General features: G+C 64.9%; 23 protein-coding genes. 11 read left to right on the forward strand and 12 right to left on the reverse strand.

The window, feature by feature from the left end; translation table 11 throughout:
* Positions 1-123 precede the first annotated feature (123 nt).
* Complete coding sequence (locus IVB26_RS36575) at positions 124-369, forward strand: PilZ domain-containing protein (RefSeq protein WP_247969714.1); 246 nt, start codon at positions 124-126, stop codon at positions 367-369.
* A gap of 37 nt (positions 370-406) precedes the next feature.
* Here IVB26_RS36575 and IVB26_RS36580 read toward each other — a convergent pair whose 3' ends face one another.
* The 6 genes from IVB26_RS36580 to cobS form a co-directional block, all read right to left on the reverse strand.
* The gene (locus tag IVB26_RS36580; RefSeq protein WP_247969715.1) at positions 407-814 is read right to left on the reverse strand and encodes a hypothetical protein; all 408 of its coding nucleotides are present in this window, start codon (positions 812-814) and stop codon (positions 407-409) included.
* A gap of 313 nt (positions 815-1,127) precedes the next feature.
* Positions 1,128-2,240 (reverse strand): NADH:flavin oxidoreductase/NADH oxidase, encoded by a 1,113-nt coding sequence (locus IVB26_RS36585; protein ID WP_247969716.1) that lies wholly within the window; start codon positions 2,238-2,240, stop codon positions 1,128-1,130.
* A 299-nt stretch (positions 2,241-2,539) separates the two neighbouring features.
* Entirely contained in the window at positions 2,540-3,622 is a 1,083-nt protein-coding gene (locus IVB26_RS36590) for an esterase-like activity of phytase family protein (protein ID WP_247969717.1), read from the reverse strand.
* Positions 3,619-5,526 carry a cobaltochelatase subunit CobT gene (cobT, locus tag IVB26_RS36595; RefSeq protein WP_247969718.1) on the reverse strand — a complete coding sequence of 636 codons (1,908 nt, stop codon included), beginning with the start codon at positions 5,524-5,526 and terminating at the stop codon, positions 3,619-3,621. Before cobT ends, IVB26_RS36590 begins: the two co-directional genes overlap by 4 nt.
* The gene (locus IVB26_RS36600) at positions 5,523-5,933 is read right to left on the reverse strand and encodes a GNAT family N-acetyltransferase (protein WP_247969719.1); all 411 of its coding nucleotides are present in this window, start codon (positions 5,931-5,933) and stop codon (positions 5,523-5,525) included. The genes cobT and IVB26_RS36600 overlap by 4 nt, the downstream gene beginning before the upstream one ends.
* A 16-nt stretch (positions 5,934-5,949) precedes the next feature.
* Entirely contained in the window at positions 5,950-6,948 is a 999-nt protein-coding gene (gene cobS, locus IVB26_RS36605; protein WP_247969720.1) for a cobaltochelatase subunit CobS, read from the reverse strand.
* Between the two features lie 292 nt (positions 6,949-7,240).
* Here cobS and IVB26_RS36610 point away from each other — a divergent pair, with 292 nt between their 5' ends.
* Positions 7,241-7,897: a DedA family protein gene (locus IVB26_RS36610; RefSeq protein WP_247969721.1), complete on the forward strand. Its 657-nt coding sequence runs from the start codon at positions 7,241-7,243 to the stop codon at positions 7,895-7,897.
* 72 nt (positions 7,898-7,969) lie between these two features.
* Here IVB26_RS36610 and IVB26_RS36615 read toward each other — a convergent pair whose 3' ends face one another.
* A complete protein-coding gene (locus IVB26_RS36615; protein WP_247969722.1) occupies positions 7,970-9,187 on the reverse strand; it encodes a citrate synthase family protein in 1,218 nt (405 codons plus the stop codon).
* Positions 9,188-9,264: 77 nt separating this feature from the next.
* On the opposite strand from IVB26_RS36615, the gene IVB26_RS36620 reads away from it, so the two are divergent.
* The 3 genes from IVB26_RS36620 to IVB26_RS36630 all read left to right on the forward strand — a co-directional run bounded on the left by IVB26_RS36620 (position 9,265) and on the right by IVB26_RS36630 (position 12,687).
* The gene (locus IVB26_RS36620) at positions 9,265-10,359 is read left to right on the forward strand and encodes a citrate synthase/methylcitrate synthase (protein WP_247969723.1); all 1,095 of its coding nucleotides are present in this window, start codon (positions 9,265-9,267) and stop codon (positions 10,357-10,359) included.
* A 230-nt stretch (positions 10,360-10,589) separates the two neighbouring features.
* Positions 10,590-10,964 carry a hypothetical protein gene (locus IVB26_RS36625; RefSeq protein ID WP_247969724.1) on the forward strand — a complete coding sequence of 125 codons (375 nt, stop codon included), beginning with the start codon at positions 10,590-10,592 and terminating at the stop codon, positions 10,962-10,964.
* Positions 10,965-11,649: 685 nt separating this feature from the next.
* Positions 11,650-12,687: a sensor histidine kinase gene (locus IVB26_RS36630; protein WP_247969725.1), complete on the forward strand. Its 1,038-nt coding sequence runs from the start codon at positions 11,650-11,652 to the stop codon at positions 12,685-12,687.
* A gap of 2 nt (positions 12,688-12,689) precedes the next feature.
* Here the strand turns inward: IVB26_RS36630 and IVB26_RS36635 are convergent, their stop codons facing one another.
* A complete protein-coding gene (locus tag IVB26_RS36635) occupies positions 12,690-13,322 on the reverse strand; it encodes a J domain-containing protein (protein ID WP_247969726.1) in 633 nt (210 codons plus the stop codon).
* A 107-nt stretch (positions 13,323-13,429) separates the two neighbouring features.
* Between IVB26_RS36635 and IVB26_RS36640 the strand changes: the two genes are divergently transcribed.
* On the forward strand, positions 13,430-13,699 hold the full coding sequence (locus tag IVB26_RS36640) for a BolA family protein (RefSeq protein ID WP_247969727.1): 270 nt from the start codon (positions 13,430-13,432) through the stop codon (positions 13,697-13,699).
* Positions 13,700-14,121: 422 nt separating this feature from the next.
* Here IVB26_RS36640 and IVB26_RS36645 read toward each other — a convergent pair whose 3' ends face one another.
* From IVB26_RS36645 to IVB26_RS36655, 3 genes are all read right to left on the reverse strand, one after another.
* Positions 14,122-15,474: a hemolysin family protein gene (locus IVB26_RS36645; RefSeq protein ID WP_247969728.1), complete on the reverse strand. Its 1,353-nt coding sequence runs from the start codon at positions 15,472-15,474 to the stop codon at positions 14,122-14,124.
* Between the two features lie 67 nt (positions 15,475-15,541).
* On the reverse strand, positions 15,542-16,684 hold the full coding sequence (aroB, locus tag IVB26_RS36650; protein WP_247969729.1) for a 3-dehydroquinate synthase: 1,143 nt from the start codon (positions 16,682-16,684) through the stop codon (positions 15,542-15,544).
* On the reverse strand, positions 16,681-17,304 hold the full coding sequence (locus IVB26_RS36655) for a shikimate kinase (protein ID WP_247969730.1): 624 nt from the start codon (positions 17,302-17,304) through the stop codon (positions 16,681-16,683). The genes aroB and IVB26_RS36655 overlap by 4 nt, the downstream gene beginning before the upstream one ends.
* A 172-nt stretch (positions 17,305-17,476) precedes the next feature.
* Here IVB26_RS36655 and IVB26_RS36660 point away from each other — a divergent pair, with 172 nt between their 5' ends.
* Complete coding sequence (locus IVB26_RS36660) at positions 17,477-17,623, forward strand: histidine kinase (RefSeq protein ID WP_247969731.1); 147 nt, start codon at positions 17,477-17,479, stop codon at positions 17,621-17,623.
* A 16-nt stretch (positions 17,624-17,639) separates the two neighbouring features.
* Here IVB26_RS36660 and IVB26_RS36665 read toward each other — a convergent pair whose 3' ends face one another.
* Positions 17,640-18,236, reverse strand: coding sequence for a TetR/AcrR family transcriptional regulator (locus IVB26_RS36665; protein WP_247969732.1), 597 nt, complete (start codon positions 18,234-18,236; stop codon positions 17,640-17,642).
* Between the two features lie 105 nt (positions 18,237-18,341).
* Between IVB26_RS36665 and IVB26_RS36670 the strand changes: the two genes are divergently transcribed.
* The 4 genes from IVB26_RS36670 to IVB26_RS36685 all read left to right on the forward strand — a co-directional run bounded on the left by IVB26_RS36670 (position 18,342) and on the right by IVB26_RS36685 (position 22,211).
* Positions 18,342-19,391, forward strand: coding sequence for an SDR family oxidoreductase (locus IVB26_RS36670; protein ID WP_247969733.1), 1,050 nt, complete (start codon positions 18,342-18,344; stop codon positions 19,389-19,391).
* Between the two features lie 35 nt (positions 19,392-19,426).
* The gene (locus IVB26_RS36675) at positions 19,427-19,834 is read left to right on the forward strand and encodes a nuclear transport factor 2 family protein (protein WP_247969734.1); all 408 of its coding nucleotides are present in this window, start codon (positions 19,427-19,429) and stop codon (positions 19,832-19,834) included.
* Between the two features lie 84 nt (positions 19,835-19,918).
* Positions 19,919-20,899: a site-specific tyrosine recombinase XerD gene (gene xerD / locus IVB26_RS36680; RefSeq protein WP_247969735.1), complete on the forward strand. Its 981-nt coding sequence runs from the start codon at positions 19,919-19,921 to the stop codon at positions 20,897-20,899.
* 349 nt (positions 20,900-21,248) lie between these two features.
* Complete coding sequence (locus IVB26_RS36685) at positions 21,249-22,211, forward strand: acetyl-CoA carboxylase carboxyltransferase subunit alpha (RefSeq protein WP_247969736.1); 963 nt, start codon at positions 21,249-21,251, stop codon at positions 22,209-22,211.
* Positions 22,212-22,682 lie beyond the last annotated feature (471 nt).

Consider the following 22,682-nt stretch of genomic DNA (forward strand, 5'->3'; position numbering starts at 1 on the left):
CTGCCTTCGCTGCTACTTTTCATTAAAATTCTTCGGCGCGCTTTAGTCGGATCGCATGATCTGCTGCCCATCATCGGGACAGATCATCCGCCGCGATACCTGCGGCATTGGAGGAGAGTGCCAATGTATCCGCGCAAATATGCCCGCGTGAAACCGGCGGGGCTGGTGTCCCGCCAGGCCAAGATCATCACTGACGCGCGCGCGCCCGTCATCACCTGCACGCTGATCGACTATTCGCCCGGCGGCGCCTGCGTCGATCTCGGCGGCCAGGTGAACATTCCCGATCGCTTCGAGCTGTTGCACGTCAACACCAGGAAGCGCTGCCGCATCGCCTGGAAGCGCGGCACGCGCGTGGGCGTGGTGTTTTGAGTCTTGCCTACCCTGCCCTGGAGGGGGAAGAGAAAGCCTACTTCCGCATCCTGGCTTTTGTGCCGGCGACGATCTGCATGGCGACGCCTGCGATCCAGCCGAAGAAGACGAGCCAGGTCCAGCCCATGTGCGGATCGCCCCTGAGCACGATGACGAGGACGGAGACGAAGGCGGTGAGCGTGGCGCAGAGCGTGCCGGCGGAGCTCATGAATTCCGCGGCGTCGATCCGGCTGTGCGCATCGTCGAACGGCATTTGCGGCGTGTCGATGCCGAGATAGAAGCCGACGAAGCCGAGCATCATCATCAGCAGCAGGAAGCCCTGCGTGGTGAGCTGCGGGATCGCCGAGCCGACATAGGCACCGACGAACAGCCCGCACGCGGCACCCGCCATCGCAAGGCCGACGCGCTCGAAGATGTGAGCTGCTTTGCGAACAGGATAACGCATGGCGGGCCTCCATGAGGCGTTGGGGGACGGAGGTTAGGCCAGTTTTGCGGGAGGCGGAAGCTGGGGAGATTTACGGATGCGTGAGGGGTGCACCTTCATGGCCTCCGATCTCGCGGGGTTGCGACCTCTACGTGTGGCGCACGCGTGCGTCCCACCGTCATTGCGAGCGCAGCGACTTGTCCGCCGAAGCCTTCGGCGAAGGTGGAAGCAATCCAGAGATGTCACCGCGGAGGTGATGCTGGATTGCTTCGTCGCAAGGGCTCCTCGCAATGACGAGCGTGCGGCGCGGTCATCGCGCCACACTCCCTTGCCCTCACCGCGCGCCGAACGTGGTCTTGCCGAACAGCGCCTTCTGCGTCGAGGGCTGCGAGCGCCAATATTGCGGTGGTGCTTCGACCTCGCCGCCGAGCTCGGCGGCGGCGTGCCAGGCCCAGCGCGGGTCGTAGAGCATGCCGCGGGCGAGCGCGACCATGTCGGCCTTGCCGCTTGCGACGATCTCTTCCGCCTGTTTGGCCTCCGTGATCAGGCCGACCGCCATCGTCGGCAATCCGGTCTCGCGCTTGATGGCCTCCGCAAATTGCACCTGATAGCCGGGGCCGAGCGGAATCTTCTGCAGCGGCGAGACGCCGCCGGAGGAGGCATCGATCCAGTCAACGCCGCGCGCCTTCAATGCCCTGGCGAATTCGATCGTCTGCGCCAGATCCCAACCGCCCTCGACCCAATCGGTCGACGACACCCGCATGCCCACGGGCTTGTCGTGCGGGAAGACGGCGCGCACGGCATCAAAGATCTCGAGCGGGAAGCGCATGCGGTTCTCTAGGCTCCCGCCATATTCGTCGGTGCGCCGGTTGGAGATCGGCGAGAGGAACTGATGCATGAGATAACCGTGCGCGCCGTGCAGCTCGATGGCGTCAATGCCGAGTCGATCCGCGCGCTTTGCGCTGTCGACGAAGGCCTCGCGAATGCGCTTCAGGCCCGCGCTATCGAGCGCGAGCGGGGCGGCCTCGCCCTCCTTGTGCGGCACCGCGCTTGGCGCCACCGTCTGCCAGCCGCCCTGCTCCACCGGAATCAGCTGGCCTCCGTCCCAGGGCCGCGCGCTGGAGGCTTTGCGGCCGGCATGGGCAAGCTGCATCGCGATCGCGGTCGAGGAATGCTTGCGGACCGAAGTGAGGACCTGCTTCAGCGCGGCCTCGCAGGCATCGCTGTAGAGCCCGAGACAGCCCGGCGTGATGCGGCCGATCGCCTCGACATGGGTCGCCTCGATGCAGAACATCGCCGCGCCCGACAGGCTGAGATTGTTGATGTGGGTGAAGTGCCAATCGGTGGCGACGCCGTCGTCGGCCGAATACTGGCACATCGGCGACACCACGAGGCGGTTCGGTAGCGTCAGGCCGCGCAGCTCGATCGGGGAAAACAGGACGGACATGCGGGGAGTTCCAGGGGATGAGAGGGGCAATGAGGGGAGTGTAGTGAGAGGATGCGAGAATGCCAGACGCGCGGGCGGATGGGGGATAGCGACGGGATGCATTGCGGCTATCATTCGGTTCGCAAGCTCGCGCATCACCACGGCCGTCATCCCGGGGCGCGCGCAGCGCGAGCCCGGGATCCATAGCCACAGGATCGGTTCTGGAAACGATTTGCGGCGACGAGCCTGCACCCAAACCACGTCCTGTGGTTATGGGTCCCGGGCTCGCGACGTCGTCGCGCCCCGGGACGACAATGGGCCTACTCCGCCAGCGTGAACTGCAGCAGCAAGGTCCGCTGCAGCATCGAGAAATTGTCGTCCGACACCAGCGTCAGCACGGTCTCGCCCTCGGCCGTGACGTGGGCGTCGATGCCTTCCATGTTGTCGATCTCGTGGCCGAGATCGGCGACGAACAGCTCGGGGCCGTCGACCAGCGCGCCCGGCGCGATTGCCTTCAGGGGGATCGAGCGGATGCGGATGTTGACGCCGGTGAACCAGGAAAATTTGCGCTCGAGGATCAGGAGCTCGCCGGAGGGCAACAGCACGGCGTCGCTGATGTCGTATTTCTCGATGCGGCGCACGCTGAACTGGCCCGGCGACGGGCCACCGATCAGGAAGGCCGTGAGGTTGCCGTCGGCATCCAGCCCGCGCTCGGAGAAGGCGATCAGGGTGCCCGCGAGCGGCATGTTTTGGTCTTTGCCTTTGGGAACTACGACCAGCGCCTCCAACCCCTTGTTGGAGGGCAGCTTGCGCACGCCCACTGGCACCGGCATCACCTCGCCGCGCGCGGCCGTGCCGCCCTTCGAAAAATCATAGCGCAGGATCTGGTTGACGCGCTCGAGCCCGACATAGACGAAATTGCCGTCACGCGCGATCGATTCCGAATCCCACCACAGCCGCTTTTCCGTGATCGGCCGCCCCTCCGCACCTAACAGCGGCGCCGCCTCGACGTCGTCGAGGCCGGCCATCTTGCCATTGGCGTAGCGGATGCGACCGGTGAACCAGCCGCCCTGGTCGGAGACAGCGAGGAAGCGCTCGCCCTTGGCATCCAGCCGGATGCCGGACAATCCGCCAAAGCCGCGATAGGGCGACGTTAGCACCAGGCCGCTGCGGTACTCCAGCGAGCCGAACCGCGTGCGCGTGCGGTCGCGCGGCTCGAAATTGGGAATGGCGCGCGCATTGACCTCGATGCTGACAGGCTCGGAGACGGCGCGCTCGACCTGAAGCGCGCGCGGCGGCGGCTCGGCCGTGGCTTGCGCCTGCGCGAAGCGAGATGTTGCGAGAGTGGAAAATCCCGCCGCAGCGTACTGAAGCAAGCTGCGGCGGGATTGATGCGTGCTCACGAATGCAATTTGCGTCGCGGGCGACCGGCCGGCTGGGTTGGTGCGGTGTTGGTCTCGCTGAAGAGTTCGGCGAGCTTCTCGGTGATGGCCCCGCCGAGCTCCTCGGCGTCCACGATCGTCACCGCGCGGCGATAATAGCGCGTCACGTCGTGGCCGATGCCGATCGCGATCAGCTCGACCGGCGAGCGGGTCTCGATCTCCTCGATGATGTGGCGCAGATGCCGCTCGAGATAATTGCCGGGATTGACCGACAGCGTGGAATCGTCGACCGGTGCGCCGTCCGAGATCATCATCAGGATCTTGCGCTGCTCGGGCCGTCCGAGCAGGCGCTTGTGCGCCCAGTCCAGCGCCTCGCCGTCGATGTTCTCCTTGAGCAGACCCTCGCGCATCATCAGCCCGAGATTCTTTCGCGCACGGCGCCACGGTGCATCCGCCGACTTGTAGATGATGTGGCGGAGATCGTTGAGGCGGCCGGGATTGGCCGGCTTGCCGGCGGCAAGCCACGCCTCACGCGATTGCCCGCCCTTCCAGGCGCGCGTGGTGAAGCCGAGGATCTCGACCTTGACGCCGCAACGCTCCAGCGTGCGCGCGAGAATATCGGCGCAGGTGGCGGCGACCGTGATCGGGCGTCCCCGCATCGAGCCGGAATTGTCGAGCAGCAGCGTCACCACGGTGTCGCGGAACGTCGCCTCCTTCTCGTGCATGAAGGACAGCGGATGATAGGGATCGGTGACGACGCGCGACAGCCGTGCGGGGTCGAGGATTCCCTCTTCGAGATCGAACTCCCAGGCGCGGTTCTGCTGCGCCATCAGGCGGCGCTGCAGCCGATTGGCGAGACGGGCGACGATGCCCTGCAGATGCGCGAGCTGCTTGTCGAGATAGGCGCGCAGGCGCTCCAGCTCGTCATGGTCGCAGAGATCTTCGGCCGCGATGATCTCGTCGAATTTCGGCGCGAAGGCGTGATATTCCGGCCCGCGCGGCTCGTTCTTGCCGTGCGAGTTCGGACGCGTCGCCTCTCCCGGCGTCTCGTCGTCGCCGAGCTCGCCGTCGTCGAAAGTGTCGGAGGTCGAGGCCTGCGCGCTTTCCATCGCGCTCTCGCTCATCTCCTCAGATGTCGCCTGCGCCTGGTCGGCGCTCATCTCCTGCGCGGCATCGGAATCGGGCGAGCCCTCGGCGCCGGACTGGTCGTTGTCGCCGTCCTGGTTCTCGTCGTTGTCCTCGTCGTCCTCGCTGTCGGCGCTGCGCTCGTCGCCGAGCTCCAGCGCGGTCAAGAGGTCGTGCACGGCGTCGCCGAACCGGGTCTGGTCCTCGACCAGGTTATCGAGCCGGTCGAGCCGCTTGCCGATCTTGTCTTCAAGAATCGGTCGCCAGAGATCGACCATCTTCTTGGCGGCGGTCGGCGGCGCCATGCCGGTCAGGCGCTCGCGCACCAGCATCGCCAGCGCGTCGGCCAAGGGAGCGTCGGCGCGGTCGGTGATCTCGTCGAACTTGCCGCGATGGAAATGGTCGTCGAGCATCGCGGTGAGGTTTTTCGCAACGCCCGCCATGCGGCGCGCGCCGATCGCTTCGACCCGCGCCTGCTCCACCGCCTCGAACACGCCGCGCGCCTGCGGATTGCCCGGCATCAGCTTGCGATGCAGCTTGGCATCGTGACAGGCGATCTTGAGCGCGATGGAATCGGCGTGGCCGCGCACGATCGCCGCGTCACGCTTGGTCATCTTGCGCGCCGGCTCGGGCAGCCGCGCCTTGCCCGGCGCAAGGCCGGGCCGCTCGGCGGCGAAGGAGACGTCGAGCTCGGGCGTCTTGGCGATCGCCTTCAGGCAGGAGGCCACCGAGCGCTTGAACGGCTCGGTCGGCGCTTCCTTGGTGTTACGGAATTTGGAATTGGATGATGATGTGCTCATAGCGACTTCGTAAACGAATGGCGCGTCACGCCGCCGGGATAGCCCTTGAGGGTGCCGAACTCCTCGTACCCTTGGGAACGATAGAACCCCGGCGCCTGGAAACTCATCGTGTCGACATGGGCCTGGACCGCGCCCAATTGTCTTGCTTCGTCTTCGATCGCCGCGATCAGCTTCGTGCCAAAGCCCTTGCCGCGCTGTTTCTGGTCGATCCAGAAATACTGGATGAACAGAACCGTGGCCCAGAGATGCCCGACGATACCGCCGACGATCTTGCGACCGTCCTTCAACGAGACCGCAATGCTCTTGACCTTCTGCTTCCCGAACTGGTCGTCGTTGTAGGCGCCGAGCCCGGCGAGCACAGCCTTCTTGGTAGTACCAATGGTGCGCTCGACGGTGACGGTTGGCATTGTCAGGTCATTTGGCCTAGCTGAGCGCCACGTTGACCGCCGATTCCGGCAGCTCCGCGTTGAAGCAGCGCTGGTAGAACTCGGCGACCAGCGGACGCTCGAGCTCGTCGCATTTGTTGAGGAAGGTGACCCGGAACGCAAATCCGATATCGCCGAAAATGTCGGCGTTCTCAGCCCAGGTGATCACCGTGCGCGGGCTCATCACCGTCGACAGATCGCCGTTGGCGAAGGCGTTGCGGGTGAGATCGGCAAGGCGCACCATCTTGTTGACGATGTCGCGGCCCTCAGTGGTGCGATAGTGCTTGGCCTTGGCCAGCACGATCTCCACTTCCTCGTCATGGCTGAGATAGTTCAGCGTGGTGACGATCGACCAGCGGTCCATCTGGCCCTGGTTGATCTGCTGGGTGCCGTGATAGAGGCCCGAGGTGTCGCCGAGACCAACCGTATTGGCGGTGGCGAACAGGCGGAACGCCGGATGCGGCTTGATCACCTTGTTCTGGTCGAGCAGCGTCAGGCGTCCGGAGACTTCCAGCACGCGCTGGATCACGAACATCACGTCCGGGCGGCCGGCGTCGTATTCGTCGAACACCAGCGCGACGTTGTTCTGCAGCGCCCACGGCAAGATGCCGTCGCGGAATTCGGTGACCTGCTTGCCGTCGCGGACCACGATGGAATCCTTGCCGACGAGATCGATACGGCTGATGTGGCTGTCGAGGTTGACGCGCACGCAGGGCCAGTTCAGGCGTGCCGCGACCTGCTCGATATGGGTGGATTTGCCGGTGCCGTGATAGCCGGTCACCATCACGCGGCGGTTGCGGGCGAAGCCGGCGAGAATGGCGAGCGTGGTGGCGCGGTCGAAGCGGTAGTCGGAATCGACTTCGGGCACATGAGGATCGACTTCGGAATAGGCGGGGACCTCGAGATCGCTGTCGATCCCGAACACCTGGCGCACCGACACCTTCATATCGGGCTGACCGGAAACTTCCTCAACTTTGGACAGGGCGGCGGTCGTCATCAATCCTCCGAGGTCCCGGGCGGTCCCGAAACCAGTTATTCGCACGTTGGCTGCGGCTGGGTGCTGAAAATCAACCTATCAGAGACAGATGGCCGGCAGAAGCCCGCCCACCAATCAAAGTTCCATTGCCTTTTCATTTAGATAGGTGAGGAACGCAGTTTTTGGAGGGCTGCCTTGCGAATCACGCTCGAATTTCGAGCGGGACGGCGGCTTGCCCACGGAATGGCACTTTTACCGCCCGTCCTTAACTAGGTAGGGTCTTCCCAGGTCCATCGCCGAGACGAAAGACGACGTGACATCCTTCCTCGATCCCCTCATCTCCTTTGTCGCGGCCCATCCGTGGCTGGCCTATTTGACCCTGTTCCTGGCGGCGCTGCTCGAAGCCGTGCCGGTGGTGGGATCGGTGATCCCCGGCTCGACCATCATCCTGGCGCTCAGCGCCCTGGTTCCGGGCGGCGAACTGGCGCTGCCATGGGTGCTGCTCGCCGCTGCGCTTGGCGCCGTGCTCGGAGACGGCTCGGCCTATTGGATCGGGCACCGGCGGCAGCGCGAAATCCTCACCACCTGGCCGCTGACCAACTATCCGCGCGTGGTCGAAGAGAGCGAAAGCTTCTTCCACCGTTTCGGCACCTGGGCCGTGTTCTTCGCCCGCTTCGTACCCCCGATCCGCGCCTTCGTGCCTGTTACCGCGGGCGCGCTGGGGATGGCGCCCGCGAAGTTCTACACGGTGAACATCCCGGCGATCCTGGTCTGGGCGCCGGCCCATGTGCTGCCCGGCATGCTAGCCGTGTCGGCCCTGCACGAATATGCCGGGCTGCATCATCACGGGCATGTCGGCAAGCACATCTGGATTTTGACGGTGGTAGCCGGCGCGATCGTGCTGGGCGTGGCGGTGTGGATCTATCGCCGCCGGAATGGCAGCGTCGCGGAAGCGAAGCCGCGGGCGTAGGCGGCGCCACATTACAGGTGTCGTCCCTGCGAACGCAGGAACGACATGGGAGACGCTGCACTCACATCGGCTCTAACCAGCCCCCGTCCTTCGCCCCGGCGCCGGCCCCACATACCTTGCCCTTGGGCGTATCAACTTCCCGAACTGCAATTGCTCACTCGCATGCGCGATCCAGCCGACGCTGCGGGCCATTGCGAACAGAGCTAGCTCGCTGCCGGCGGGCAGGCGCAGCGCGTGGACGAGCACGGCGAGCGCATAGTCGATGTTGACGAATTCGCCGGTTGCTTCCGCGATGCGCTCCGGCACCTCGCGCGTGAACTTTCGCGGTGCGCCGGCGCGCGACAAGGCATTGAGCAGCGATTGCGCGCGGGGATCGCCGCGCTTGTAGACGCCATGGCCGAAGCCGGCAAAACGCTCGCCGAGCGCGACACGCTCGCGCACCATCGGGGCGACGTCGCGATCAATCAGAGTCTTGACGAGCTGCGAGGCCAGCACGCTGGCGCCGCCGTGCTTGGGCCCCTTCAATGAGGCGAGACCGGCGATGACAGCATCGTAGAGATTGAGGCCGGTCGAGGCCGCGCAGCGCGCGGTGAACGTGGAGGCATTCAACTCATGATCGGCCAGCAGCACCAGAGCGCGGCGGATCAGGTCGGGCGCATGCTTGTTGTCGGCCGCCCAGGCGTTTGCGATCTGCCGATGCAACGGCTCAGCCGAGGGCTCGGCATTGAGCATGGTCGCGACCAGCAGCCGAACGATCCGTCCGCCGACCATCGCGCGACCATCGGGCGCACGCGTGAACGCGCGGGGATCGACGCTTGCGGCCAGTGCCAGCACGGCAATGGCGCGGTCGATCGGCGCGGCCCGGCGCGCGGCCTGCCCGATCGTGCGCATCTCCTCCGAGAGCGCGGGCTGATTGTCCGGAGCAAAAGGATCGACGTCGGAGACATCCCAAAGCAGCGTCGACGCGTGCTCCAGCGTGCCGGTCTCGGAAAGATCGACGCAATTGACCCCGCGATAGATCGCGCCCTCCTCGGTGATGGTCGAGATCTCGGTGTCCATGACAGGCAGATCGGCGTCGAAGCTGCGTAGGCCCCGCGGCTCCGGGGACGGCACGCGGCGCTCCTTGAGTGCGCGGACGTCCTCGGCACGATAGCGGTTCTTCCGCGAATCCGGCGTCGGCTCGGAGCGGATCAGGCCGCGGCTGACATAGGCGTAGAGCGTGGCCGGCGAGATCGCGAGCTCGGCTGCGGCCTCCCGGGCGGAGAGATAAAGGCCCTCGGAATTTTTCATATTGATTTATGTAATCAAGATTGATCAATGTGTCGAGAGGCCTGACCTTGTCTTCTCCCTGAACAGGAGATTGGGCCATGAACATCCACCTCACCAAAAGCCAGATCGGGCTGGACGGCGTTCCCGCGGCCGAAACCGTGCTGAGCCATGTCGACGGCGAGCGCGGCGAGCTCATCATTGCCGGCGAGCATGTGGGCCGGCTGGCGAGCCAGTCGAGCTTCGAGGGCGTCACCGCCCGGCTCTGGAACGGCGCCGGCAAGACCGGCTTGAGCGAAGCCAACGTGCGGGCAAGCTTGGGCGCGGCCCGCGAGCGCGCCTTCGCGCGCCTGCCCGACCTGCTGCCGGCGACGCGCGGCATGGGCATCGTCGACGGGTTTCGCGCGGCGGTCGCGGGGCTTCGCGCGGAGAACGGGCTGGAGCATGAGGCGACGATCGTCGGCGCGTTTCCGGTGATCGCGGGCGCGCTGGTCCGGCGCGCCAAGGGCCTGGAGCCAGTCGCACCCGATCCGAATGCGAGCCATGCCGCCGACACGCTGCAGATGTTGCGTGGCGCCGCGCCGGAGCCGCGCGAGGTCGCGGCGCTCGATGCCTATTTCGTTACGGTCTGCGATCACGGCATGAACGCCTCGACCTTCACCACGCGCGTGGTGGCCTCGACGCAAGCCGATCTGTTTGCCGCCGTCACCGCCGGCTATTGCGCACTGACCGGCCCGCTGCATGGCGGCGCGCCGGAGCCGGTGCTGGAGATGCTAGATGCGATCGGCTCGAGCGATCGGATCAAGCCATGGGTGGACGCGGCACTGGCCCGCGGCGAGCGGCTGATGGGCTTTGGCCATCGCGTCTATCGCGTGCGCGACCCGCGCGCCGACGTGCTCAAGACCGCGATCGAGCGGCTTTCAGCAGACGGCGCCGACCTGCCCTTTGCCGGCGAGGTCGAAGCCTATATCCGCGGCGCGCTGCGCAAGAAGAATCCGGAACGCCCGCTGGAGACCAATGTCGAGTTCTTCACGGCGATCCTGCTCGACGCGCTGGCGATCCCACGCCAGGCGTTCACGCCGGTCTTCGCGATGGCGCGCGCCGCGGGATGGACCGCGCATGCGCGCGAGCAGCAGCGCACGGGACGATTGATCCGCCCGAGTTCGTCCTATGTGGGGGCGATGCCGGAGGCGTGAGGTATCGCGGAGCGTTCTTTCCCTCTCCCCTATGGGGGCCTATTGCGTTATCGGCTGTCGGGATTGAGGACGCCAGAAGAGAAGCCACGGCAATCGCTGGCCAAGTTTGTAGTTGTCGCCCTTTGCGGGCGGCTCTCAGGCCGCGATCGTGGCCCATCGCCTCATATTGAGGCGATGGAGGCGAGCAGGACCTGCCCGCTTGCCTCACCATGCGCCTGCGGGATTTGGCTATGGTCGAGCGCCACGTCGCACTCGGCGAGGGTCATCTTGCCAAGCAGGAGGCCCTTATCGCTGGGCTGGAGCGCAAGGGACGCGACACTGTCAATGCGCGGGCGTTCCTGACCACACTGCGCGAGACGCAAGCCTTACACCTGCAGCATCGCGAGCGGCTGTTAGCGGAGTTGGCGCTAACTGATCACCTGATACCCTTCGTTCCGTTTGCGTCTGCGCATACTACATCGCACCGCTTGACGTGCCGACGCAGTTCCAAAAGATGGCAACCAAAGCGGATCGGAATCTTCGGTGATGAGTGCGTTCCGCTCCGCCTCAAGCACGCGGGCGCGAAGACTTTCCAATTCGGACAATTGAGCGGTGAGCTGTTCTAGATGCTCACGCAGCAGCACGGCGGCGTCAGCCGCTCGACCATGGTGTTCATGCATGTCGTGTAAAGCTCCCAACCAAGCTCTTGCACAAGACTTGGATCATGGTCCGCCATTGGACCAATCGGGAAAATGATGCAATCGCTACTGAAATCCGCCGACGTCGTTCCAGCACCTACATATGTGAATCCTATGTTGCTTTAGCCGAAAGTTATTTGGACGAGTGCGGCAGGCGCGGCGCGGAGGTGCGGTCAGAGTTGTTCTCGACGGTGAAGCGCAAGGGATGAGCGCGGGCGAGTCGGCGGAGATGCGTGCAGCGTGCGGAATGCGCCGCCCCAACTCTGGGCTCAATCGCCCTCCCGCTGTTTCCATTCTTCGATAGTCAATCCCTCGGGCATATTCACTCCCGCCATCTCCGGCGGCTCACTCGCAACAACGACATGTTGGTTCGCGGAGATAGGCGCGCTTGCGCTGTGCCCACCATCAACCCGAAACGGCAACGGAAGTGGTGGCACGTTCCGTCATCGCTCTTCGAGCTACGGCGGACAAGTCGCTTTGCCCATCCTGCGACACTGTCGTGCAGCCGACGTCCTGAACTATCTTTGGGTAAGGAGGATCCGCACGTCCCCGACGGCACATGGAACGTATTGGCCTGCAGCGAATTGCATGATCTGGCCCGTCGAGGAATGCAATGCTGGACTTGCTTGGACAATCTGACGAGGCCAGGATCGGGGAGATCGCCAGGCAGGCAGCGAGCAGGAGCGCTGCCGGCGCGGATTCCGAGAGGCGATTCCAGGACTTGCTCCAGGCACTGCCGGCCGCGATCTACACGACCGACGCAGAGGGCCGCATCACCTTCTTCAATCAAGCCTGCATCGATTTTGCCGGACGCACGCCGAAGGTCGGCGAGATGTGGTGCGTGACATGGAAGCTCTATCTGCCCGACGGCACGCCGCTCCCCCACGATGAGTGCCCGATGGCCATCGCGCTGAAGCAGAACCGGCCGGTCCGCGATGTCGAGGCTGTGGCCGAACGGCCGGACGGTTCCCGGATCTGCTTCATGCCCTATCCGACGCCGCTGCGCGACGAACGCGGCCGACTGGTTGGCGCGGTGAACATGCTGGTCGACATCACGGCCCGCAAGCAGGCCGAGCAGCGGATGATGCTCCTCGCCTACGAGGTCGATCATCGTTCGAACAACCTGCTCGCGGTGACCCAGGCGATGCTGCGGCTGACGAAGGCCGAGACGGCTGCGGAATTCCAGGCCGCGTTTCAAGGCCGGCTCAGCGCGCTTGCCAACGTGCAGAGGCTGTTCTCGGCGTCGCGCTGGACCGGTGCGAGTCTGAAGACGATCGTCGAAGAGGAACTCCGGCCGTACGCAAGCGGAGACGGCGAACGCATCCGCATCACCGGTGACGATATCCGTCTGCCGGCCACGCTCGCCCAATCGATCGCGGTCGCCGTGCACGAGTTGGCCACCAACGCTGCCAAATACGGGGCACTGTCGACCCCGTCGGGCAGGCTGAAGATCCGCTGGGAGACCACTGACGCAGAGCCGCTCGTGCTGCGCTGGTCGGAGCGCGGCGGTCCTCGGGTCAACGAGCCGCCGACGCGCACGGGCTTCGGGATCGGCGCCGTCGACGGCATCATCCGGACTTTGCGGGGACGAGTTACCCGGCAGTGGCGGCCGGAAGGACTGGTTTGCGAACTGTCCTTCCCGGAGGCGTAGCCTTACGCCTCCCGCACCACCGTCTTCAGATAATTATACGCCTTGATGATCTCGATCAGGCGGTCCTCGGTGGAGCGGTCGCCGCCATTGGCGTCGGGGTGGTGCTGCTTCACCAGCGCCTTGTACTTGGCCTTGACGTCGGCGAGCGTGGCACTGGGGCCGAGGCCCATGACCTGGAGCGCCTTGCGCTCGGCGTTCATCACCTTGCGCGTCTCGACCTTGGGCTCCGCTTCGGGACCCTTCCGCCAGCTGGCGCGGCCGTTGATCTCGCTGAACATGCTGAACGGATCGGACGCCATGTCGATCTCGGCTTCCGCGCCCTTCTTGCCGCCATTGGCGCCCATCTTCCAGGTCGGGCGGTGGCCGGTCAGCGCATCCTTCTGGTAGCGCGCGACCGCGTCGGCGTTCATGCCGGAGAAGAAATTGTAGTTCTGGTTGTACTCGCGCACGTGATTTAGGCAGAAGTGCCAGTATTCGCGCTGGTTATCGCGGCCCTTGGGTGCGCGATGCGCGCCCTTGTTCTGGCATCCGGCCCATTCGCAACCAACCACGGTGTCGCGCGGTTTCACTTCCGGCTGCTTGCCGCGCGGCTTGACGCGGATGGAGTCGAAGAACTTTGATGAATCGATCGGCATGGCTGACTTTGACTACGCAATGCAAAAACCTTCAAGTCTTGACATTGCAATTAGCGGCAAACCCCGGCAATTGACGGAGTGAGTACGCGCACCTTAATGGCACACACATGGCTATGAGAGACACTATCAGCAACAAGTTGCAGGAAGCTTTCACGCCCGAAAGCCTCGATGTCGTCGACGAGTCACATCTGCACGAGGGCCACGCCGGCCATCGGACCGGCGGCGAGACGCACTTCCGTGTGTATATCGTGTCTGCCGCCTTCAAAGGGAAGAGCCGGGTCGACCGCCATCGCATGATAAATTCGGCGCTGGCCGCGGAACTTGCCGGCGGCGTGCACGCGCTGGCGATCCAGGCGCAGGCGCCGGGGGAAGGTTGAAACTTCTTACCCTCCCCTGGAGGGCAGGGCTATCGCATATGGATTTCACGAGGACCGCGGGCTTGCTCCGCCTCTCCCGCTTGCGGGAGAGGCCGACGCGCTCGCAGAGCGCGGCGGGTGAGGGTTCTCACCACTCGGGGACATCCTCCGCAATTCTCAACAATCCCAATGCGGAGACAGCCCCCACCCCAGCCCTCCCCCGCAAGCGGGAGAGGGAGCCGACTGCCAATGCCGCCGCATCCTGCACACCATATGCGATTGCCCTGCCCTCCAGGGGAGGGTCGCTAGGCATGAGCGAAGCGAAATGCGTAGCGGGGTGGGGTGGAGGTCTCTCCACAACGAACACTGCCCGTGTTGAGAGATCACCCCACCCCGCTCGCGCTTCGCGCGATCGACCCTCCCCCTCCAGGGGAGGGTAAGAATCAGAACGACGTCCCCGCCCGCCTCGGCTTGGCCTCTTCCAGCTCCGCATCGCGCGGCACCGGTGAAATACGGAGCGCGGTGATGCGGTTGCGCTCGCGGCGCAGGACGCGGAAACGGAAGCCGTGGAAGGTGAAGCTCTGGCCGCGGTCGGGGATCGAGCGCGCCTCGTGGATGACGAGGCCGGCGACCGTCGTTGCCTCCTCGTCGGGCAGATGCCAGTCCATGACGCGGTTGAGGTCGCGGATCGGCACCGAGCCGTCGACCACGACCGAGCCGTCCGGCTGGCGGCGCACGCCGGCGACGACCACGTCATGCTCGTCGGAGATATCGCCGACGATCTCCTCCAGAATGTCTTCCAGCGTCACCAGGCCTTCAACCTCGCCGTACTCGTCGACGACGAGGGCGAAATGGGTCTTGCGGCGGCGGAACGCCTTGAGCTGCTGGGATATCGGCCGCATTTCCGGCACGAACCAGGGCGGCAGCATGATGGTGGTGACGTCGATGCGCGAGGTATCGCCTTCCGATGCGCGGATCGCCCGCAGCAGATCCTTGGCGTGCAGAATGCCGATGATGTTCTCCGACTTGTCGCGCCACAGCGGAATGCGGGTGTATTCGGTGGCCAGCACCTCCCGCACCAGCTCCTCGGGCGGCAGATCCGCATTGATCATCACCATGGCGGTGCGGTGAACCATCACGTCGGACACCGTCAGCTCGCCGAGGCGGAAGACATTGTGAATGTACTCGGCCTCGCCGCTCTCGATCTTGCCGTGCACGGCCGATTCCTCGACCAGGCCTTCGATCTCGGAATCCGTCAGGATTTCGTGCTGCGAAAACTCCTGGACCCCGATCAGACGCAAGATCGCACCCGAGGCGGTGTTGAGACACCAGCTCAGCGGATAGAACACCAGGTAGGAAACGTGAAGTGGATACGCAATCCATTGCGACACCGGCATCGGCTCCCGGATCGCAAGCGTCTTCGGCACCTGTTCGCCGATGACGATGTGCAGCGAGGAGAACACCAAAAAGCCCGCCATGAACGAGGTGAAGTGCAGCGTGGCCTCCGACAATCCGAGCGGACGGAGGACCGGGCTCAGCAGCGCAGACACGGTGGGCTCACCGATCCAGCCAAGGCCAAGGGAGGCCATGGTGATGCCGAGCTGGCAGCAGGCAAGATAGGATTCGATATTCCCCATCATGGTCTGCAGCAGGCGTGCGCCGAAGCGGTTCTGCTCGACCATGGCCTTGACGCGAAACCCACGGCTCTTCACGAGCGCGAATTCCGCCGCGACATAAAACGCGTTGGCAGCGAGCAGGAGGGCGGCAAGCAGCAGATTGATCGAGATCGAACTCATGTTTGCCTCGTGACCGCCTCGGCATTGCGCGCCGCTTCGCGGGCGGCCGTGCCAAACGGTCCTGCCATCACTGTGATAACTTCGCCTTCAGGAAATCGCGCACCGGGGCCGGCTCGACATCCTTCGCGATCACCGCGCGCCCGACGGCTTCCAGCAGGATGAAGGTGAGCTTGCCGCGCTTGACCTTCTTGTCCTGCGCCATCAGCGCCATCAGCGCGTCGGCATCGGCAAGCCCTTCCTGCGCGAAACCCGCGATGTCCTGTAACCGTGTCGGCAGGCCGGCGTCGATCAGATGCCGCTCGACGCGTGCCGCATCGGCCTCGCCGATCATGCCGAGCTTTGCCGAGAACTGCGCCGCCAGCGTCATGCCGATCGCGACGCCCTCGCCATGGAACAGGCGGTCGGAGAAGCCGGTCGCCGCCTCCAGCGCATGACCGAAAGTGTGGCCGAGATTGAGCAGCGCGCGCTCGCCGGTCTCGCGCTCGTCGCGCGAGACGACGCCGGCCTTGGCGCGGCAGGAGGTCGCGATCGCGTGCTCGCGCGCCGAGCCGCCCTTGAAGATGTCGGAATGGTTCTTCTCCAGCCAGCTGAAGAAGGCCTCGTCGCCGAGCACGCCGTATTTGGCGACCTCGGCATAGCCGGCGCGGAACTGGCGCGGCGACAGCGTGTCGAGCACGGCGGTGTCGGCGATGACCAGCACCGGCTGGTGGAAGGCGCCGAGCAGGTTCTTGCCCTGCGGCGAGTTGATGCCGGTCTTGCCGCCGACGCTGGAATCGACCTGCGCCAGCAGCGAGGTCGGTACCTGAACGAAATCGACCCCGCGGCGCAGGATCGCGGCGGCAAAGCCGGCGAGATCGCCGACCACGCCGCCGCCGAGCGCGATGACGAGATCGTTGCGCTCGACTTTCGCGGCGATCAGGGCTTCGCTGACCTTTTCCAGGCCGGCATAGGTCTTGGAGATCTCGCCTTCCTCGACGACGATGCGCGAGGTCGGGATGCCGCTCGCCGCGAGCGAGGCCTCGGCGGGCTCGAGCCAGTGCTTTGCAACGTTGCGATCCGTCACGATCGCGGTGCGCACGCCGGGACGCAAACGCGCCACGCGCTCGCCGAGCGAGGCCATCACGCCGCGGCCGATGACGATGTCATAGGCGCGATCCCCCAGCGCGACCTCGACATTGACGGGATCGGAATGTTTCAACGGCGCAGTCATCGTATGGCACTCGCAACGTCGGCAGGTGGTTGAGCGGCCTGATCGCCGCAAAGATGTGCGCGCAGCGCCTCGATGCACTCCTCGACGATCCTGTCGTGCGGCACGTCGCGCGAGGCGATGGTGAGGTCGGCACGACTGTAGACCGGCTCGCGCTCGGTGAGCAGGCGCGTCACGGTTCCTTCGGGATCGGCGGTCTGGAGCAGCGGGCGGTCGGCGCGGCGGCGCACGCGGCGCATGATGACGTCATGGTCCGCCCTGAGCCAGATCGACACCGCCTTTGCCGCGATGCGCGCACGCGTCTCCTCGCGCATGAAGGCGCCGCCGCCGGTCGCCAGCACCACCGGCCCGCCGTCGAGCAGCCGCGCGATCACCCGCGCCTCGCCGTCACGGAAATACAATTCGCCGTGGCGCTCGAAGATCTCCGGGATGGTCATCTGGGCCGACGTCTCGATCTCGGTGTCGGCATCGACGAACGGCAGCTTGAGCCTGAGAGCCATGCGACGGCCGATGGTGGATTTACCCACCCCCATCATACCGACGAGCACGATCGAGCGCGCGCCCAGCGCCGACAGGATGTCGGCATCGGACGAAGCTGGTATCGGCAACGCGGCGTCGGACATTGTCTCGCTCGGATGGATCTCGCTCGATCTGCCGCCAAAGGCGGCATGCTTTGGCCACCTATACGACCCCGCAGGGGGCCTCGCCAGTGGACTCTTGCCACGAAACGGCGAACATGTTGGATGATTTCATTGGTTAATTTGCCCGCCAAGCCCCTATAGAGACCCCAGAACGATGCCCAGCCTGTTCCGCTTCCTGACGGCCGTCGCCGTGATCGCCGGCATCGTCTATGGCGTGGTCTTCACGCTGGCGAACTTCGTCAATCCGAAGCCGCGGGAAATGACCGTGACGATCCCGCCGGATAAGTTTCTCAAGAAATAGCCGTTGGCTGCAGGCGTCAGCCGGCCTGCGAATTCCGGGTCAGGGATTGACGTAGCAGGCGCAAGAACAGCCGCGTATCTTCAAGTAGATTCTGACCTGCGGTCTGCGCCTCCTTGATGCCTTCCATCGCCGCGACGATGATGCCGGCGAGGTCCGTCGGCGTGGCCTTCACACTATCCAGTGTGATCGCACCCGTTGCTTGCGCATCGGCGAGTGCGCGCGCAAGCAGCGCCACCAACCGAGCGCGAGCGGCCAGCGTGACGTCCCTGGCCACCGCCATGTTGGTATCGAACAACTCCGCCGCATCTGCGCTGCCGGCGAACGGCACGACCAGATCGCGCTGGAACGCCGCAATCGCGAACTCGATCCGGTCGAAAACGTCGCCGTGACCGGCGAGGGCGACCTCGACGTCTCGCATCGTCTTGGCGTGCGCGCGCTCCGATCCCGCCCGAAACAACTCCTCCTTGCTGCCAAAGCTCAAATAGAGCGCCGCACGCGAGATGCCCGCCGCGCGCGCGATGTCGCCCATCGACGTCTTGCGAAAGCCGTGGCGGACGAACACCGGCAGTGCCGCGTCGAGAATAGCCCCGGCTTTGTGGTCGCTGTCTTTCATAGAGACAACTTGACGATCTTTGTCCAATACGTCAAATACAGATTAGACAATAGCGGTCCAATTGTCTAAACACCTGCGCCCCCCGACCTAAAGGCTTGAAATAACATGCATTCCCAAGTTGACGCTCCGGCAGCCACGGTTCTCGTGACGGGTATCGGCGGATTTCTCGGCGGACATATCGCCAGGCAGTTGCTGGCGCGCGGCTATCGCGTGCGCGGAACCGTCCGCGACCTGGCCGCCTGCGACCGCATCCGGAGCCAGCTTGGCGCGCCGGCGCTCGCCGCGGCCGACGCTCTCAATTTTGCGCGCGCTGATCTCTGCTCCGACGGCGGATGGGATGAGGCGCTGAAGGGCTGTCGCTATGTCATTCATACCGCCTCGCCGTTTCCGGCAGGGCTGCCGAACGATGCAAATGAATTGATCAGGACCGCCAAAGACGGCGCGCTGCGGGTGCTGCGCGCGGCCCATGACGCCGGTGTGGCACGCGTCGTCCTGACATCCTCGATCGCCGCCACCAATCACGGAGATGGCCAAGCCCCGTTCACCGAAAGCAACTGGACTGATCCGACCAGCGCGCGGGCGACGCCGTACTACAGGTCGAAGACACTGGCCGAGCAGGCCGCCTGGAAGTTTGCCAGCAAGAGCGGACTCGATCTGGCCGTCATCAACCCCGGCATGATCTTCGGCCCGCTGCTCGGCCGGCAATGCGGCACCTCGGTCGGACTGATCCAGCAGATGATGAGCGGCAGGTTGAAACGTGTGCCGCGCTTCGGCTTTGCGGTCGTCGATGTGCGCGATGTCGCTGACGCGCACATCCGTGCAATGACCAGCCCGGAGGCCTCCGGAGAGCGCTTCATCGTTGGTGGAGGCTTCTTCTGGCTGCGGGAATTGGCCGCCGTGCTGGCGAAATCTTTCCCGGCCTACGCGGCTCATCTGCCTTGCGGCGACGTGCCGAACTGGATGGTGCGGGCAATGGCGCCGTTCAGCGGGCGTTCGCGCATGATCGTCCACGAGCTCGATCGCGACCTCAGCGTCAGTGCCGCGAAGGCGCGTCGCGTGCTGAACTGGAGCCCGCGTCCTGACGAAGACTGCATCCGCGCCAGCGCACAGAGCCTGATCGATTTTCGCCTGATCGCCGTGCCGCAGGCCGGCTGACCTCGCTTACTCTTGCAGAATCGGAGAACCGACCAATGACCGCACACGCGACCGAGACAGACTCACCACAAGCCGAGCAGATCCGCACCACCGAGCGGGCTCGGCTTCGCGCCCTTGTCGACAGCGACATGGACGCGGCGGGACAGCTTCACGCGCCGGAGTTCCAGCTCATCACGCCGATCGGCATGCCGCTGTCCAAGACCGAATATCTGGGCGCGATCCAGAGTGGGCAGATCAAATACCTCATGTGGGAACCCGGAGCGATCGCCGTTCGCCAGCAGAGCGATCACGCCGTGATACGTTATCGCGCCAGGCTCGAGATCGTGTTTGGTGGTCACCGGGTTGCCCCAGCGGACTATTGGCACACCGACACTTACGAACGTCGCGACGGGCAGTGGATGGTGGTCTGGTCGCAGGCCACGGCGATCAGCCAAATGTCCTAGAGCTTCGATGAGGCGTTCGGCTCCGCGCCGACCGCTCGATATCGCTGGTGAGTTTCTCAAGAAATAGGAGCTAGGCTGAAGGGCATGGCTACCTCCCCCTCCGATAGCAAGCTCACCGGCCTGTTCCTCGACATGCTCGCGGCGGAACAGGGCGCCGGGCCCAACACGCTCGACGCCTACCGCCGCGACCTCACCGATTTCTCGGAATTTCTGGGCCGCGTCGGCCACAGTTTCGTGGACGCGGAGACGCAAACACTGCGCGACTATCTCGCCGATCTCGACAGCCGCGGCTTCAAATCCACCAGCGTCGCCCGCCGCCTGTCGGCGATGCGGCATCTCTATCGCTTTCTCCTCAACGAGCGCATCCGCAGCGAGGATCCCGCCGCGATCCTGTCCGGCCCCAAGCGCGGCCGCGGCCTGCCGAAGGTGCTGTCGATCGCCGATGTCGACCGCATGCTCCGCCGCGCCAAGGAATTGAGCGAGGCGCAAGATGCCTCGCCCGCAAAGCGGCTGCGGAGCTTGCGGCTCTACTGCCTGCTCGAAGTGCTCTACGCCACGGGCCTGCGCGTCTCCGAGCTGGTGGCGCTGCCGCGCTCGGCGGCCAAGCGCGACGCCCGCATGATCGTGGTGCGCGGCAAGGGCAACAAGGAACGGCTGGTGCCGCTCAACGAGGCCTCGCGGCAGGCGATGGCGGATTATCTCGCGGCGACGGAGGCTGCCAAGACCGGCAACAAGACTGACAACAAGGGCGACAAGAAGAGCGCCCTCTCCGCCTCGAAATGGCTATTCCCCTCGTTCGGCGAGAGCGGACATCTGACGCGGCAGCATTTTGCCCGCGACCTCAAGGAGCTCGCGGTCGTCTCGGGCCTGCAGGCCCGGCTGGTCTCCCCGCACGTGCTGCGCCACGCCTTTGCCAGTCATCTCCTGCACAATGGTGCCGATTTGCGTATCGTGCAGACCCTGCTCGGCCACACCGATATTTCCACGACGCAGATCTACACCCATGTGGTCGAGGAACGGCTGAAGAGCCTGGTGCGCGACCTGCATCCGCTGGCGGAGAAGTGAACAGGTCTCGTGCCCCGGACGCGGTGCAGCGTTTCCGGCGATGCGAAGCATCGTCCGGTAACGGTGCGCCGCAGAGCCGGGGCCCATGCCGCTTGCTGGGTCCCGGCTCTGCGCAGCAGCGCTATAGAGCGCTGCAGCGCGTCCGGGACACGAGAGCGGGGCGGGGACGACGGCAACGGCCAAAACCGCCTTGACTTCGGCCACATCTCCGCAGAAAGAGCCGTGGCCTTTCGCATGATTTGGCGGGCTGGCTCGCAGCACACAGGCCAACCCCTTGAAGAAGCTACACTTCTCTTTGCACATCTAAATCCGCTTCGCCGCCTCGCCCCGTCCTCCCTATATTGAGTTGATGCAAGACCAGATGCGCAGCTATCTCGACTTCGAAAAGCCCGTCGCCGAGCTCGACTCCAAGGTCGACGAGCTCAGGACGCTCGCGGCCTCCGGCACCGACATCTCAGACGAGATCGGGCGGATCGAGGACAAGGCGGCGCAGGCGCTGGCCGACCTCTATACGAACCTGACGCCGTGGCAGAAGACGCTGGTGGCGCGGCATCCGCAGCGGCCGCATTTCAACGACTTCATCAAGGGCCTGATCACCGAATTCACCCCGCTCGCTGGCGACCGCAAGTTCGGCGAGGACGAGGCGCTGGTGGCCGGCTTCGGCCGCTTCCGCGGCGAGCCGATCTGCGTGATGGGCCAGGAAAAGGGCGATTCCACCGAGAGCCGCATCCGGCACAATTTCGGCATGGCGCGGCCCGAAGGCTATCGCAAATGCGTGCGGCTGATGGAGATGGCCGAGCGGTTCGGCCTGCCGGTGCTGTCGCTGGCCGATTCCGCCGGCGCCTATCCCGGCATCGGCGCCGAGGAGCGGGGCCAGGCCGAGGCGATCGCGCGCTCGACCGATGCTTGCATGGCGCTGACCGTGCCGAACGTCGCCATCATCACCGGCGAGGGTATGTCGGGCGGCGCAATCGCCATCACCACCGCCAACAAGGTCCTGATGCTGGAGCACGCCATCTACAGCGTGATCTCGCCGGAAGCCGCCTCCTCCATCCTCTGGCGCGACGGCTCCAAGGCGCAGGAAGCCGCCAACAACATGAAGATCACCGCTCAGGACATGCTCCGCTTCGGCGTGATCGACAGCATCCTGAAGGAGCCGGTCGGCGGCGCCCACCGCGACCCCGCCGCCATGATCGCCACCACCGGCGACGCCATCGCCAAGGCCTTTGACGAGATGCGCGGCCTCGACGGCGACGCCATCCGCAAGCAGCGGCGGCAGAAATTCCTCGATATCGGCCGGAAACTGGGCTGAATCGACCCGATTTCGGTGCCGTAGGGCCGTAGGGTGGGCAAAGGCGCGCTCTTGCGCGACGTGCCTACGGATTCTCACCGATCACACGCAGGTCGTGGGCACGGCGCTTCGCGCCTTTGCCCACCCTACGCGATACCCCCGGTAACCCCGCGTTAACCCTTTTTTTGCCCAAATCGGCGATCTGAGTCTCTCCGGGGCCGAAAAGCCCAAGTTCCGTCCCAAGTCGCGTCCATTCAGTCTTCGTTGACCATGCCGATGGGCCAACGGGCTCGTGATCCCCGCTCGGGTTGCGACCACATGACCCAGAGGTTAGAATTTTAATCAATGGCTTCAGGGCACAAGCGCTGGGGCGTGAGCTGAAAAAGCCCGTCACGACGGGTCCGGTTCTCCGGTCGGATCATGCTCCATAAGAATTGGGGTTCGCGCTTCGTAGCCCGGCACGGTGTGGGGTCCATCTTGATTTCTCGTTCG

It is taken from the genome of Bradyrhizobium sp. 195, assembly GCF_023101665.1.
Taxonomy (GTDB): Bacteria; Pseudomonadota; Alphaproteobacteria; order Rhizobiales; family Xanthobacteraceae; genus Bradyrhizobium.

What these genes read in the sequence shown, in the direction of transcription:
- xerD (WP_247969735.1), top strand. Translation starts at nt 19,919, where the DNA reads ATGGCTACCTCCCCCTCCGATAGCAAGCTCACCGGCCTGTTCCTCGAC.
- IVB26_RS36600 (WP_247969719.1), bottom strand. Translation starts at nt 5,933, where the DNA reads ATGCCAACCGTCACCGTCGAGCGCACCATTGGTACTACCAAGAAGGCT.
- IVB26_RS36635 (WP_247969726.1), bottom strand. Translation starts at nt 13,322, where the DNA reads ATGCCGATCGATTCATCAAAGTTCTTCGACTCCATCCGCGTCAAGCCG.
- IVB26_RS36675 (WP_247969734.1), top strand. Translation starts at nt 19,427, where the DNA reads ATGACCGCACACGCGACCGAGACAGACTCACCACAAGCCGAGCAGATC.
- IVB26_RS36640 (WP_247969727.1), top strand. Translation starts at nt 13,430, where the DNA reads ATGGCTATGAGAGACACTATCAGCAACAAGTTGCAGGAAGCTTTCACG.
- cobT (WP_247969718.1), bottom strand. Translation starts at nt 5,526, where the DNA reads ATGAGCACATCATCATCCAATTCCAAATTCCGTAACACCAAGGAAGCG.
- IVB26_RS36585 (WP_247969716.1), bottom strand. Translation starts at nt 2,240, where the DNA reads ATGTCCGTCCTGTTTTCCCCGATCGAGCTGCGCGGCCTGACGCTACCG.
- IVB26_RS36630 (WP_247969725.1), top strand. Translation starts at nt 11,650, where the DNA reads ATGCTGGACTTGCTTGGACAATCTGACGAGGCCAGGATCGGGGAGATC.
- IVB26_RS36685 (WP_247969736.1), top strand. Translation starts at nt 21,249, where the DNA reads ATGCAAGACCAGATGCGCAGCTATCTCGACTTCGAAAAGCCCGTCGCC.
- IVB26_RS36580 (WP_247969715.1), bottom strand. Translation starts at nt 814, where the DNA reads ATGCGTTATCCTGTTCGCAAAGCAGCTCACATCTTCGAGCGCGTCGGC.
- IVB26_RS36670 (WP_247969733.1), top strand. Translation starts at nt 18,342, where the DNA reads ATGCATTCCCAAGTTGACGCTCCGGCAGCCACGGTTCTCGTGACGGGT.
- IVB26_RS36575 (WP_247969714.1), top strand. Translation starts at nt 124, where the DNA reads ATGTATCCGCGCAAATATGCCCGCGTGAAACCGGCGGGGCTGGTGTCC.
- aroB (WP_247969729.1), bottom strand. Translation starts at nt 16,684, where the DNA reads ATGACTGCGCCGTTGAAACATTCCGATCCCGTCAATGTCGAGGTCGCG.
- IVB26_RS36665 (WP_247969732.1), bottom strand. Translation starts at nt 18,236, where the DNA reads ATGAAAGACAGCGACCACAAAGCCGGGGCTATTCTCGACGCGGCACTG.
- IVB26_RS36615 (WP_247969722.1), bottom strand. Translation starts at nt 9,187, where the DNA reads ATGAAAAATTCCGAGGGCCTTTATCTCTCCGCCCGGGAGGCCGCAGCC.
- cobS (WP_247969720.1), bottom strand. Translation starts at nt 6,948, where the DNA reads ATGACGACCGCCGCCCTGTCCAAAGTTGAGGAAGTTTCCGGTCAGCCC.
- IVB26_RS36625 (WP_247969724.1), top strand. Translation starts at nt 10,590, where the DNA reads ATGGTCGAGCGCCACGTCGCACTCGGCGAGGGTCATCTTGCCAAGCAG.
- IVB26_RS36645 (WP_247969728.1), bottom strand. Translation starts at nt 15,474, where the DNA reads ATGAGTTCGATCTCGATCAATCTGCTGCTTGCCGCCCTCCTGCTCGCT.
- IVB26_RS36620 (WP_247969723.1), top strand. Translation starts at nt 9,265, where the DNA reads ATGAACATCCACCTCACCAAAAGCCAGATCGGGCTGGACGGCGTTCCC.
- IVB26_RS36660 (WP_247969731.1), top strand. Translation starts at nt 17,477, where the DNA reads ATGCCCAGCCTGTTCCGCTTCCTGACGGCCGTCGCCGTGATCGCCGGC.
- IVB26_RS36655 (WP_247969730.1), bottom strand. Translation starts at nt 17,304, where the DNA reads ATGTCCGACGCCGCGTTGCCGATACCAGCTTCGTCCGATGCCGACATC.